The organism is Halothece sp. PCC 7418 (assembly GCF_000317635.1).
GTDB lineage: Bacteria > Cyanobacteriota > Cyanobacteriia > Cyanobacteriales > Rubidibacteraceae > Halothece.
This window is the reverse complement of sequence record NC_019779.1, coordinates 646,450-659,573: the sequence shown is the minus strand read 5'-3', so window position 1 is coordinate 659,573 and position 13,124 is coordinate 646,450. Positions and strand designations below refer to the sequence as shown.

Annotated in this window: 11 protein-coding genes; 4 read left to right on the top strand and 7 right to left on the bottom strand. The window is 43.2% G+C overall.

Annotation, left to right across the window (positions count from 1 at the left end; all coding sequences use genetic code 11):
* Positions 1 to 42: 42 nt before the first annotated feature.
* The 6 genes from PCC7418_RS02955 to PCC7418_RS02930 form a co-directional block, all read right to left on the bottom strand.
* Entirely contained in the window at positions 43 to 1,770 is a 1,728-nt protein-coding gene (locus PCC7418_RS02955) for an ABC transporter ATP-binding protein (RefSeq protein ID WP_015224691.1), read from the bottom strand.
* Between the two features lie 150 nt (positions 1,771 to 1,920).
* On the bottom strand, positions 1,921 to 2,493 hold the full coding sequence (locus PCC7418_RS02950) for a Uma2 family endonuclease (RefSeq protein ID WP_015224690.1): 573 nt from the start codon (positions 2,491 to 2,493) through the stop codon (positions 1,921 to 1,923).
* A gap of 16 nt (positions 2,494 to 2,509) precedes the next feature.
* Positions 2,510 to 3,838 (bottom strand): TldD/PmbA family protein, encoded by a 1,329-nt coding sequence (locus PCC7418_RS02945; RefSeq protein ID WP_015224689.1) that lies wholly within the window; start codon positions 3,836 to 3,838, stop codon positions 2,510 to 2,512.
* Between the two features lie 26 nt (positions 3,839 to 3,864).
* The gene (locus PCC7418_RS02940) at positions 3,865 to 5,190 is read right to left on the bottom strand and encodes an aminopeptidase P N-terminal domain-containing protein (protein WP_015224688.1); all 1,326 of its coding nucleotides are present in this window, start codon (positions 5,188 to 5,190) and stop codon (positions 3,865 to 3,867) included.
* A 97-nt stretch (positions 5,191 to 5,287) separates the two neighbouring features.
* The gene (locus PCC7418_RS02935; protein ID WP_015224687.1) at positions 5,288 to 6,082 is read right to left on the bottom strand and encodes an MBL fold metallo-hydrolase; all 795 of its coding nucleotides are present in this window, start codon (positions 6,080 to 6,082) and stop codon (positions 5,288 to 5,290) included.
* A 5-nt stretch (positions 6,083 to 6,087) separates the two neighbouring features.
* Positions 6,088 to 6,699 (bottom strand): aminodeoxychorismate/anthranilate synthase component II, encoded by a 612-nt coding sequence (locus PCC7418_RS02930; RefSeq protein ID WP_015224686.1) that lies wholly within the window; start codon positions 6,697 to 6,699, stop codon positions 6,088 to 6,090.
* Positions 6,700 to 6,973: 274 nt separating this feature from the next.
* On the opposite strand from PCC7418_RS02930, the gene gltX reads away from it, so the two are divergent.
* The 3 genes from gltX to PCC7418_RS02910 all read left to right on the top strand — a co-directional run bounded on the left by gltX (position 6,974) and on the right by PCC7418_RS02910 (position 10,565).
* Positions 6,974 to 8,419 (top strand): glutamate--tRNA ligase, encoded by a 1,446-nt coding sequence (gltX, locus tag PCC7418_RS02925; protein WP_015224685.1) that lies wholly within the window; start codon positions 6,974 to 6,976, stop codon positions 8,417 to 8,419.
* An 856-nt stretch (positions 8,420 to 9,275) separates the two neighbouring features.
* Positions 9,276 to 9,917: a Uma2 family endonuclease gene (locus PCC7418_RS02915; RefSeq protein ID WP_015224683.1), complete on the top strand. Its 642-nt coding sequence runs from the start codon at positions 9,276 to 9,278 to the stop codon at positions 9,915 to 9,917.
* 105 nt (positions 9,918 to 10,022) lie between these two features.
* Positions 10,023 to 10,565 (top strand): peroxiredoxin, encoded by a 543-nt coding sequence (locus tag PCC7418_RS02910; RefSeq protein WP_015224682.1) that lies wholly within the window; start codon positions 10,023 to 10,025, stop codon positions 10,563 to 10,565.
* Positions 10,566 to 10,630: 65 nt separating this feature from the next.
* Here PCC7418_RS02910 and PCC7418_RS02905 read toward each other — a convergent pair whose 3' ends face one another.
* Positions 10,631 to 11,953, bottom strand: coding sequence for a Rieske 2Fe-2S domain-containing protein (locus tag PCC7418_RS02905; protein ID WP_015224681.1), 1,323 nt, complete (start codon positions 11,951 to 11,953; stop codon positions 10,631 to 10,633).
* 113 nt (positions 11,954 to 12,066) lie between these two features.
* Here PCC7418_RS02905 and PCC7418_RS02900 point away from each other — a divergent pair, with 113 nt between their 5' ends.
* The gene (locus tag PCC7418_RS02900) at positions 12,067 to 13,116 is read left to right on the top strand and encodes a hypothetical protein (protein WP_015224680.1); all 1,050 of its coding nucleotides are present in this window, start codon (positions 12,067 to 12,069) and stop codon (positions 13,114 to 13,116) included.
* Positions 13,117 to 13,124 lie beyond the last annotated feature (8 nt).

Below are 13,124 nucleotides of genomic sequence, written 5' to 3'. Positions count from 1 at the left end.
TTAGTGATCGGTTACCAGTGACCAGTGAACCAAGGACAAACCTCACTGAAATTGTTGAGCGTAAAATTGTGCGTAGCGGGCTTTTTGGGAGAGAAGTTGTTGATGAGTTCCCACTTCAATGATTTGACCCTGTTCTAAGACAAAAATTCGATCCGCACCGCGTACCGTTGCTAAGCGATGGGCAATAATAAAAACAGTACGCTCTCTTAAAAGGCGATCCAGTGCTTCTTGGACAAGTGCCTCTGATTCAGAATCAAGGGCTGAAGTCGCTTCATCTAAAATCAGAATTTTTGGATCAAGTAACACCGCCCGCGCGATCGCGATCCGTTGACGTTGTCCCCCCGAAAGATTCATTCCTCTTTCTCCGACATAGGTGTAATAGCCCTGTGAGAGTTGCGAAATAAACTGATGAGCATTAGCGACCTTAGCTGCATCTTGGATGGCTTCTAGGGGCGTTTCTGGCTGTCCAAAGGCAATATTTTCCGCGATCGTCCCTGAGAATAAAATGGTTTCTTGGGGAACAATACCAATCTGACGGCGTAAACTGTTGAGAGTAACGTGGCGAATATTTGTCCCATCAATTAAGATTTCTCCTTCTTGGGGATCGTAGAAACGCGGTAGTAAGTTCACTAAGCTGCTTTTTCCCGCACCCGACGCACCCACGAGGGCTAACATTTCCCCAGGTTGTACGGTAAAGTTGAGGTCTTTTAAAACCCAATCGTTACTTTCAGGATAAGCAAAGTGAACGTGATTGTATTCGATTTTTCCGTTAACGGGAGGAAGCGCGATCGCGCGATTTGCTTCTTTGACTCGCGGTTGAATCGCCATCAATTCAAACACCCGCGCCACAGAGGCTTCTCCCTGCTTAAACTCGTTATAGTTGGTAGTGGTGATCGAAATGGGGTCAATGAGCATTAAAACCCCCGCCCCATAGCTGATAAACTCGCTCGTCGTCAGGTTTCCTTCCGCAATTTGCCAACCTCCAAGAAGAAATAGGAGTAACACCGCCAAGGCTTCCAAAAACCCGACAATCGGAAACTGAATCGCCTTTACCCTTTCTGCTGCATATCTCGCTTTGCGATTGTGTTCGGCTTCGGTACGAAACTTATTTAAGGTATAGTCTTCTGCTGCAAAGGCTTTGACTAACCGCATCCCACTAAACACCTCTGTCAGCATTGAGGAAAGGTCAGAAACGCGGTTTTGGCTACGACGAGAGAGGGTTTGTACTTTTTCCCCAAACCAACTAATTAAAATCGCAATTAACGGCGCAACGACCAGTAACGCTAAGGTCAATTGCCAATTAAGATAAATTACATAAATAAAAACAGCAATCAGTTGCAGCACACTGGGGATAAACTGATGGAAAATCTTATTGACCACTTCTCCAACGCGATCAATATCTTCTGTTAGGCGATAGGATAAATCACCTGTGCGCGTCGTTTCAAAATAATCAATGCTGAGGGTTTGTAAATGTCCATAAACAGACGTTCTCACATCATACGCCACTGCTAAGGCGACTTTTGCCATCAGCAAGTCTTGCCCATATTGAGCCACTTTTTGGATGAGAAAGAGAATAGCTGTAATTCCCGCCAGTTGTGCACTGCGGGTAACATTCCCTTGTCCGACTGCGGTTGAAATTAGTCCGGCTAACCATGCTAAACTGGGCCAAATGCCAACAAAAACGACTGTACAAGCTAAAGCCTGCAAAATAGTAAGGGTTTGGGGGCGAATATAAGGAAGCAGTTGCCAATAAGAAGAGCGTTGTTTCAAGGAGAGTTAACTGTTGTGTTGTTATTCGTGCTGAGTGTTGATTGAACCATAAATATACAAAGAACACAAAGTTTCTTATTCTTTGTTGTTGGGTTACTGGTCACTGTTCTCGACAGACATAAGAAACGCTATAGGTAAAATTTTTATTAATTACCAGATTGGTTCTAAGTTTAAATTAAAATTCAGTAAAATATTTTCTCCAGATAAGAAACGAGGCGCGTTTAATGTTTCTACTTCTTGATTGCTTCGATAAATCTCAACTTGTTTTTGCTGCCGATTAATTAACCAGCCGAGACGAGTTCCGTTCTCACGATACTCTTGCATTTTCTTTTGAATAGTTGGTACTTGATCCGTTGGAGATAATAATTCAATTACAAACTCAGGACATAAGGGAAGAAATTTTCTTTGCTGTTCTAAACTTAATTGATTCCAATGTTCTAGCGGAATCCAAGCTGCATCAGGAGAACGTTTTGCGCCGTTCGGGAGAATAAACCCCGTGGAAGAATCAAAGACAATTCCGGTTCCGTTTTGTCTAGTCCAGGCTTGTAACTGATAAATAATTTCAGCGTTGCGATTCCCCGTTTCTCCACCTGTCGGTTGCCTTATAATTAAGTCCCCATTAGCATTTTGCTCAAATTTCAGATCCCGATTTTGCACACAAAGTTGGAAGAATTGTTCATCGGTTAATTGCAGGGGATCAATGTTAATCGTAAGAGGTTCCATAATTAGTCCTCTGATTTTAAATGCTATCGGTAACGCTACTAAAGTTAAATGCTTTCACTCTGACTCCTGGCACTACTGTGCCATTAAATCGCTGCACTTGGGATAAATCTTCAATTTGATTCAGCATCTCAGGTAAATTTTGATTGAACCGCAAGTTTTTAATCGGATAGGCGAGTTTCCCATTTTCAACCCAAAATGTACCATCGCGGGTCATTCCTGTGACTTCTAAAGTGCGGGGGTTAACATAACGGACGTACCAAGCCCGAGAAACAAAGATCGCGCGATCGGTTTCTGCAATCAGATCAGCCAGAGATTTATCACTCCCTGACATCACCATCGGATAAAATGCACCCGTTGGCGAAGTTTCTTTCTGTTGCGCCCAATAACGACTGTAAGTTAAGTTTTGGACGGTTCCATCTTGAATAATGGGTAAGCGGGTGTTCGGTAAACCATCGCTGAAAAACGTCCCCATTTGTAATAGGGGATGACTTGCATCGCGCCACACTTCTAGATTTGGACTAAACAGTTGTTCTCCCAGACGGTTTCCTCCTTCTGGAGAAGACATAAAGGATCGTCCTTCGTCGGCTGCGCGTGCGTCTAAATTCCATATTACCCAGGGTAAAATATCGGCAAAGGCTGCGGGATCAAAGATGACTGGATAAGTTCCTGGTGCGATGGCTTGGGGATTTTGGGACGCGATCGCGCGATCGATGACTTTTTCTGTAATATCTTGAAATGGTAACTGATTTAGAGCATAGCTACTGCGTTGATTCCAACTCGATCCACTTTCAACCCGAGCGGTTAAACTAAAGTTGGCATCTGTTCCCGCATTAGCAGCCCGTAACCCTTTAGAATTGCCAATTGCTTGCAATTTTACCCGACTACTGAGCGTTCCAGACCCCTCAACCCCTTTTTCTTGACAGTGCTGAGTCACCTGTTGGATAATTTCTCCGCGTTCTAATGGTGAAAAGGTTGCAGTTGCTTCATCATACACCGGAGTACGAGATTCATAATCTTGAGGCGGTAGCAGTTCCACCCATTCGGGATCTTCCGGTGCAACTTGGGCTAACATTTGGGAACGCTCTAAAGTTTCTTGAATGGAAGCGGAATCTAACTCTGTTGTTGCAGCCGACGCACTTTGTTTCCCGTAATAGCTGGTAATGGTGATTCTAACTTGAGTGCGATTGAGATTTTGCGTAATTTGGTTTTCACTAAACCGACTCAATGCAGAATCTTCTGCATTAACTGTAACAAATACCCCATCTGCTTGCGATTTTTGAATGATTTCTTCAACTAGAGAAAGGGCTTGTTCTTGGGAAATAATCGAACTTTTTGTAATTGTCATTTGTTATTTGTCTCCCTTGTCAATGACTAACCCTTGCTTTCCATATCCTCCACAGATTTTGGAACACCTGCACTTAAAACTTCATTTCCTTCTGTTGTGACAAGGACATCATCTTCAATTCTGACCCCAATTCCATGCCACTTTTCAGGAAGTTCGGGTTGTCCTTCGGCTGGTTTCGCATGAGGCGAGAGATAAAGCCCTGGTTCCACCGTTAAAATATTGCCTGGTTGTAGGGTTTGCCAATGTTCTTCTCCTAATTTATAACCGCCCACATCATGAACATCAATCCCTAACCAATGTCCTGTTTTGTGCATATAATAGGGCTTATATTTTTCTTCTTTAATAATCTCTTCAATATCCCCTTTTAGAATTCCTAAATCCATTAATCCTTCTACTAAAACGCGAAGGGCGGTATCATGAAATTGATTATAAGGATTCCCTGCTTTCACTTGTTCAATGGCTTTTAATTGTGCTTCTAAAACAATTTCATAAATCGCTTTTTGTTCCCCTGTAAATTTGCCACTGACAGGAAAGGTGCGGGTAATATCTGAGTTGTAATAGTCATAACAACACCCCGCATCAATTAAGAGTAAATCATTCTCTTGCAGTTGTTTACTGTTTTCAATGTAGTGGAGAATGCAAGCATTTTCTCCCGAAGCAACAATGCTGGGATAAGCGGGAGACATTGCGCCATGTTTACTAAAAATATATTCAATTTCCGCTTGAACTTCGTATTCGTAAACCCCTGGTTTTGCAATTTTCAGTGCTTGGTTGTGGGCTTCAACACCAATTTCTACAGCTTTGCGAATGAGACTAATTTCCTCTGCTGTTTTAACTTGCCGTAACGGATGTAAAATAAAATTGGTTTCCGCGATCGCGCCTGGAGCAATTCCTTTTTTCTGATACTGTCGCACCAGTTTCCGCCAATGATTTAAAACGGTATCATTAAAGGCTTCATCCCGTCCAAAATGATAATAAATACAATCCGCTTTTTCTAAATATTGCGGAAGTTTTTCGTCTAATTCATTAATCGGATATGCTTCATCCGCACCGAATTTTTCCTTAGCAGCTTCTACCCCAACGCGATATCCCGTCCAAGTTTCTTTTTCTAAATCTTTCGGTTGCACAAATAACACAAATTGATGTTCTTCATGATGGGGTGCGAGAACTAAAACTGCTTCTTCTTCATCAAACCCCGTTAAATAATAAAAGTCACTATCTTGACGAAACCGATATTCAACATCATTGTGCATAACCGCCATTGGTGCACTACGAAAAATAGCCGTTCCTTGACCGATTTTTTCCATTAACGTTTCACGACGCTGTTGATATTCTGCTTTTGATATGGACATAATTTGTTCTTTGTTCTTTGTTCTTTGTTCTTCGTTATGAGTTTTAATAACCAGTGTACAGATTTTCCATGGAATGTCTCTGCCGAATGACTAATGACTAATTCTTAGCCATTAACGCATCACTACTCATAATCTTCACTTGCATTTGTTCTGATAAAGAATTCGGTGTTAAAGTAATTTGATTACTATTTAAAGTTTCAACAGAACTGGGGTTCAATAATTGAGTAAATTCATCCACCGCAACTAAATCACAGGCATTTTCATCAGCAGCAGCCGTGCGATAATGACTGGGGATAACTAATTTCGGTTGTAAGGTTTCAATTGCTTGTTTAGCCAGTTCAGGAGTATAGGCTTTCGGTCCCCCTCCCACGGGAACAATCACCACATCGGGTTTCCCCATCAGAACTTTCTGATCAAATTCTAGCGGTGCAGCAGCCCCACCCAAGTGCAGAATTTTCAATCCCCCTTGTTGCCAAGACCATGCAATATTAGTGCCAAAACGCCGTCCCCCTTCGCGATCATGAGGCATACTAATGCCTTGGATATCTTTCCCTTCAAATTGATATAATCCTGGTTCAAAAAGGACTCGCGGATTATTGGGTAAGTTAGCAACACCACCCCCTTCATCAAAGAGTTGACTGCTAATCATAACTAAATCCGCATTCACTTCTGGTGCAGAGTAACCTGCGGTACAGCCAATGGGCTTAAAGGGATTGACTAAAATCCGATATTCGTTATTACTAAATAAAAAAGCCGTATGTCCTAACCATGTAATTTCAACTTGGGAAGAAGCAGTTTGCGCCTGGTAACTTTGGGGAGAAAGTACCATTGCACCAACGGTCGTTAATGCACCAAACCCGATATACTGAATTACTTTGCGTCGCTTTATCATCACACCTAAGCTACCTTAACACTGGGCTCTGTTAAGGATACCAAGAAATTTTGCAGGAGTTTTTTTCCAGACTCAGTTAAGATGCTTTCGGGGTGAAATTGTACTCCTTGCAAGTGAGGATAATCCCGATGGCGTACCCCCATAATTGTCCCATCTTCCACCCAGGCGGTGAGTTCTAAAACGCTAGGAAGGGTTTCTCGGGCAATGACTAAACTATGATAGCGAGTGGCGGTAAACGGGTTTTCAAGATTCGCAAAGACCCCTTCTCCCGTATGATAGACGGGGGAGGTTTTGCCGTGCATTAATTCTCCCGCATTGGTAACGGTTCCGCCATAAACTTGTCCAATACACTGATGACCGAGACACACCCCAAGAATCGGAATTGTCGGGGCAAATTGACGGATTAATTCCAGAGAAATTCCTGCATCGTCGGGTCTGCCAGGTCCTGGGGAAATTACAATCCCACTGGGATTCAGTTGCGCGATCGCGCTGAGATCAATTTCATCGTTGCGATAGACGCGGATATCTTCGGCAACGGCAAACTCGCGACCGAGTTCTCCCAAATACTGAACGAGATTATAAGTAAAACTATCGTAATTATCAATAACAAGGATCATGGATGCAATCTGAAGATAAGGCTTGTTATCAAATTTTAACGTCCTTTATCAGTGACCAGTTACCAGTGACCAGTTATCAGTTACCAAAGAATCAATGACTAATGACCAATGACTAATGACCAATGACTAATGACTAATGACCAATGACTAATAACAAAATAGAAATTTGCTGGTCTGATAGAATAGATGAAATGCTGTTGATTCTAGACTAGATCAGGATTACAGCAGATGAGAAAATATTGAAACTTGTAGAAAAAAGGAACGAGGAAAAGCTGTGACAGTTAGAGTGCGTATTGCACCGAGTCCCACTGGTAATTTACATATTGGAACCGCCCGCACGGCGGTCTTTAACTGGCTTTATGCCCGTCATGAAGGGGGCAAATTTATTATTCGGATCGAAGATACCGACCTTGCGCGATCGCGCCCTGAATATACCCAAAATATCAAAGACGGACTTGCTTGGTTAGGGCTGCATTGGGATGAAGGTCCCTACTTTCAATCGGAACGGCTACACCTCTACAAACAAGCCGTACAAACGCTTTTGGATCAAGGGTATGCTTACCGTTGCTACACCACAGAAGAAGAACTGAACGAACTGCGAGAATCCCAAAAAGCGCGGAATCAAGCCCCTCGTTACGACAACCGTCACCGTAATCTCACCCCAGAACAAGAAAAAGCCTTTGAAGCGGAAGGAAGACAACCAGTCATTCGTTTCAAGATTGATGATACTCGGGAAATTATGTGGAACGACCACATTCGAGGCTTGTTAACTTGGAAAGGCAGCGATCTCGGCGGTGATATGGTGATTGCACGGGCGAGTAGTCGCGAAGATTTAGGACAACCCTTGTATAATCTAGCTGTGGTTGTGGATGACATGGATATGCAAATCAGCCATGTTATTCGCGGAGAAGACCATATCGCTAATACAGCAAAACAAATTCTCCTTTACGAAGCCCTTGGCGGGACTGTTCCCCAATTTGCCCATACTCCCTTAATTCTCAACGAAAGCGGACAAAAACTCTCCAAACGAGATAATGTCACTGCCATTTCTGATTTTTATAAAATGGGCTTTGTTCCCGAAGCAATGGCGAACTATATGACGCTTTTGGGGTGGACTCCTCCCGATTCCACAGAAGAACTGTTTACTTTAGAAGAAGCAGCCAAAACTTTTACGCTCGATCGCGTCAGCAAAGCAGCAGCAAAATTTGACTGGTCAAAACTCGACTGGATTAATAGTCAGTATATCCACAAAATGGAACCCGCGCGACTCTTAGAAATGCTCGTTCCGTTTTGGGAAGACGCAGGCTATCAAGTTGACCTTGAAAACAATCGTCCTTGGTTAGAACAAGTCACCGCCCTCATTGCCCCCAGTTTAACCCGTCTTACCGAAGCAGTTGAACAAACTCAAATGTTCTTCCAAGACAAGGTTGAACTGAATGCAGATGCGCAAGCACAACTGCAACAAGATGGCGTGAAAGCTGTTATTACCAGTGTCTGTGAAGGCGTGAAAGAACACAATCAACTCAGCGAAGAAGACGCAAAACAACTGGTTAAACAAGTGACCAAAGAACATGGCGTGAAAAAAGGCTTAGTCATGAAGTCTCTCCGCGCTGCTTTAACTGGCGATGTGAAAGGACATGATTTGATGCAGTCTTGGTTATTACTGAATCAAAAAGAACTGGATCAACCGCGTTTAGAAGCAGCATTGAGTCAAGTTTAATTTTATCCACGGAAGTTGAGGAAGACTGTAATTGCTCGATGAATTGCGGTTTTATTTCCTCAACAACCTCTCTTTTATTGTGAGGAATTAACGGTATTAAGTTTCTATAAAATTAATTTCCAAAAAACAGAATCATCCTTTATTTTGAATGATAATAAACTCAACTGAGACTGAATTTAATGCTACTTATCTAGCCAATTATGTATGACTTTCTTGGTCAACAACAGCCCCCTAAAAATATTAAGGTTTACTCTACTGATAATCGAATAACTATTATTAGAAAGTGGAATTTTTATATCAATTATGGTAATTTATTCCTTATAATTCCTCCTTCTATAGGTCTTGTTATGTATGTCTTTGAACTCATCCAAAAATATACCTTAGAAAAATTGATAAAAGATTTCATAGAAGTTTTTTTTCGCCTTTCCCCATTCCATTCATAGCTACAATTTGTACAAGTTTAGCTTTTTATATTCCTTATCTATTCTTAGCAAAATGTTGCAATAAAACGTATATTACAGCCGATCGGGAAAAACTTCTCATTCGCCACAGACCGATTCCCTGGAAAAATCAATCATTTCAATCTCATATCTTACAAGATATCTATGTAGAAAAACTTAATAACAGTCCTCATACCCCAAAATATACCTGCTGTCTATTAGTTATTTCTCCAAGAGGAACTACCTCTGAAAGACGAAGAATCCTAAATATTAAAAATAAAATTGAAGAACCGTTATTCATTAAAAATGTTCTAAAAGAATATTATTTTGGAACACCGGAAAGTAACTAATATAATGTTTGCATCAAACTAAGAAAAAATTTGTTCTGATATATGAATTAATGGAGCTCAAAAACAATGGTACAACTGCAGATGAATCAAATGACAGTCTCTCCTGGTGGGAAAGTTGTACTCAGAAACATTAATTGGCTCACTTTAGAAACCATCTTAGAAGAATGGGGCGAAAAACGATCATCTCGCATTGCTTACAACCAAGGGATATTAGAAATTGTGACTCCCTTACCTGAACACGAAATCAACAAAAACTATATTACTAATTTTATAGAAATTCTCTTAGAAGAACTGGATCTTGAATTTTGTCCCCTAGGTTCAACCACCTTCAAAAAGGAAGCAATGCGACAAGGAATTGAACCCGATAATTGCTTTTATATTCAAAATGAAGCCGTCATTCGCGGGAAAAACCGCATAGATTTAAGTATCGATCCACCTCCTGATCTGGCTCTAGAAATTGAAGTGACCTCCCGTAGCTATCCAGAAATTTATGCTGCTTTAGGCGTACCGGAATTATGGCAATTTAAGCAAGAAAAATTATCAATCAATCTGTTAAGAGAAGGAAGATATCAAACATCTGTTAAAAGTATGATTTTCCCCCAATTGAATTTAGTTGATGCGATTCCAAGATTTCTCAGAGACTGTAAAACTCAAGGGCGTAACCAAACCATGAAAGCATTTCGACATTGGGTTAGAGAGCAATTATAAGCCCTCTCTTCCTAGAGGATGATTCTTGCCCAAACCGCTTTAATCAGTCTTCTGAACGCGATATATTAACACTCGTTAAGCACTTCATTAAAAGGAGAAATTATTATGGGTATTGCTGTTGAACAAACCGTTCCTGATGTCGTCTTTCGGACTCGGGTTCGGGATGAATCCGTCGGCGGAGAGAACCCCTTCCGTTGGCAAGATCGAACCACACAAGAAATCTTTGGTGGTAAACGAATCGTTCTGTTTGCCCTCCCTGGTGCATTTACCCCCACTTGCTCTTCTAACCACTTGCCTCGCTACGAAGAATTATATGATGAAATTCGGGCTCAAGGCGTTGATGAAGTCATTTGTCTTTCCGTAAATGATGCCTTTGTCATGTTCCAATGGTCCAAACAGCAGGGCGCACAGAAAGTATTTATGCTTCCCGATGGCAATGCTGACTTTACCCGTAAAATGGGAATGCTTGTTGATAAAGAAAATCTGGGTTTTGGAATGCGGTCTTGGCGTTATTCCATGGTGGTCAATGACGGCAAAATTGAAAAGATTTTCATTGAGCCAGATTTCCAAGATAATTGTCCCACGGATCCCTTTGAAGTTTCTGACGCAGATACGATGTTAGCTTACCTCAAAGGGGCAAAAAGCTAACCAACGGTCAAATATTGCACTCGCGTCCTTGGGCAGAATTAGGGCGCGAGTGGTTCGGTTGCTAATTAACGCTCAGCGTGGACATAATCAACATAGTAAAACTGGGGTTCGAGACGATAGTTTAACCATCCCCAGATCCCAGCACTGAAAAGCGCGATCGCGCAGAAAGGAAGCCCCACCGATAAACGAGAGGCATCTGGAAGCAGGGCAATCACGAAAACCAGAATCGCTGTCGTGACTAATGTTCCTACTTTCAACTGCTGAATCCGCTTTAACGCCCCTTGACAATCGGGACAGATTTGGGTGTGTTGGTGATAGCGATCCAGCAAAACCTCCCGTCGCGCTTCCACCGGAGAAGGCGGTGCAACGGTACTTCCGACTCCCTGCCAAGGAATATACTGGTCACAATTGTTTTCAAACCATTTGCGAAACGCAATCACAAAGCGATCGGCATTGGTGGGCATCATATAAGCACTTTTCCAATGACCCTCCTCCCGTAATGCTGCTTCCTGACAATGCAAGAGAACCATGTCACCATCTAAAACCAGATGACGAAGGCGGATATGTTCCCACCAACGCGGGGTTAAATCTTTGGCACGTAAGGCAAAATTACGGGCAAATTGAGCAACAATGCGGGATTTTCCGGGGGCGGTGGGGATGCAGTAAGTAATTAAGCCAATCTGCTTTTCTTCACTGCCAAGCTGGATGGCATACTCTAGGCGACAGGGAGGTTCAAAGGTCATGGTTGAAGGGAAATTACGATCAATTTGAGCAACAATCCGCTCTGGCGTTGCTTCCCTAATTTCCATCGGAATTGGGGTGGCACTCTCCCGACTCCCTTGCACTCCATGATGAGCAAAGGGAACATGGCTAGGATCAGCAATATTTTCTACCAATGTCTGCCAATCATAAGGCAAATCACGCACATAAGACGACCAGAGAAAGCCTTTTGAGTTGTCAATTTTGGGGGAAAGTGAAAGAGGAGTTTTCGCTGCTAGCTCCGCTGAATCGGGATCGGGCCAAACCCAGAATAAATCATTGGCGACACAGGTAGGAAGCGCAGTTGCCCGGAGTTGCTCGCAGTTCCGCTCTAGTAATTCAGCGTTTTCTGCTTGTGGAATCTTTGTACAAGTCCCATTTTCGTCAAATTGCCAACCATGGTAACAACATTCCAAGTGACCTGTTTTGGGATCAACCCGTCCTTCGCTCAAGGGGGCTAAGCGGTGGGGACAGCGATCCAAGAAAGCGCGGTAATGGGAACTTCCAGTGGGTTTCCAAATCGCGATCGGTTGTCCCAGTAAGTGAGTGGAAATGGGGCGATCCGAGACTAAATCGGCAACGGGTAAGAGAGGATACCAGTGCTGAAAAAAGTTAAACGTTGCTGACATGACAGGTCAATAAATATTAGGCGTTTAGTCTTTATTCTAATTCTTCGTTTCAACTGGTTCGATGATGCCTTCTGTTACGATACAAGCAACAAAAAATATCTTGAGGTGACCGCATGAGCCAACAAACAGAGGAACTGGGACTGATCTTAAAACCGGGTGCACCAGGGTGGTGGGACTCAGAGCGAGTGTCCTCCCCTTGTGTTTTGCGCTGTTCTGATGGAAAGTGGCGGATGTGGTACTATGGGCGCGATCCCGAGTTTGATCGGGAGATTAATTTGCCCACGGGTCGCTGTGGTTTAGCAATTTCGGACGATGGCATCCATTGGGAACGCGTGTCAGGACCGCTGACCATGGGGTCTGTGTTTGAACCCCATCCTGATCCGAATCGGTTCGATTCTGCCCATGTCGGCGTTAGTGATGTTACTGTTCGTGATGGCTTGTATTGGCTTTGGTACTTTGGCGGCGACCATGATTTCACCCCAGTGGGCAATATGAAAGCAAAAGGGATTCGGATGCAACCTGGTTGTGCGGTTTCCGGGGACGGTTTAAATTGGATCCGTCTGGAAGGACCTGATCGCGGTGCCTTGTTACCAACGGGTGAGTCTGGTGCGTTCGACGAATTATTCTGTGGCTTTCCGCAAGTGCTGCGGGAAAATGATGGTTCTTGGAAAATGTATTATCATACCCTGAATCCAGAAAAGGGCTTTTTAGTGGGGCTAGCGGTCTCAGAAGATGGCTTACAGTGGGAAAAAGTGGGTGAAGTGTTAGGTTCTGGATCTCCTGGACGTTTTGATGAGCGGGGTGTGGGAACCCGCCATGTGCTTCCCATTGGCAACGAATATGTCATGTTCTACGAAGGGGTGAACAACAGCAGCTATCATTGTATTGGCATTGCCACTTCCAGTGACGGATACCATTGGGAAAAACAAGATGGGGATGAGATTGGGGGGTCAGTCTTTGCCCATGCCCCTTCAGGGTCGGGTCGTTGGGATGCCCGTGCGGTGGGAACTCCTTGTGTTGTACCTCTAGCTGATGGCAGTTGGTATCTGTATTATATTGGGGCAAATGAAGGCGGGAGCGATGAATTAACAAGCCAACATCAAATTGGGTTAGCCGTGAGTGACGGAACCGACTATGGCAAGTGGAAACGCTGGGGAGAATGAATGAATAG

Excerpts from the sequence above, each read along its gene's own strand:
- PCC7418_RS02940 (WP_015224688.1), bottom strand. The coding sequence starts at position 5,190 with ATGTCCATATCAAAAGCAGAATATCAACAGCGTCGTGAAACGTTAATG.
- PCC7418_RS02915 (WP_015224683.1), top strand. The coding sequence starts at position 9,276 with ATGGTACAACTGCAGATGAATCAAATGACAGTCTCTCCTGGTGGGAAA.
- PCC7418_RS02930 (WP_015224686.1), bottom strand. The coding sequence starts at position 6,699 with ATGATCCTTGTTATTGATAATTACGATAGTTTTACTTATAATCTCGTT.
- PCC7418_RS02935 (WP_015224687.1), bottom strand. The coding sequence starts at position 6,082 with ATGATAAAGCGACGCAAAGTAATTCAGTATATCGGGTTTGGTGCATTA.
- PCC7418_RS02910 (WP_015224682.1), top strand. The coding sequence starts at position 10,023 with ATGGGTATTGCTGTTGAACAAACCGTTCCTGATGTCGTCTTTCGGACT.
- PCC7418_RS02950 (WP_015224690.1), bottom strand. The coding sequence starts at position 2,493 with ATGGAACCTCTTACGATTAACATTGATCCCCTGCAATTAACCGATGAA.
- PCC7418_RS02900 (WP_015224680.1), top strand. The coding sequence starts at position 12,067 with ATGAGCCAACAAACAGAGGAACTGGGACTGATCTTAAAACCGGGTGCA.
- PCC7418_RS02905 (WP_015224681.1), bottom strand. The coding sequence starts at position 11,953 with ATGTCAGCAACGTTTAACTTTTTTCAGCACTGGTATCCTCTCTTACCC.
- PCC7418_RS02945 (WP_015224689.1), bottom strand. The coding sequence starts at position 3,838 with ATGACAATTACAAAAAGTTCGATTATTTCCCAAGAACAAGCCCTTTCT.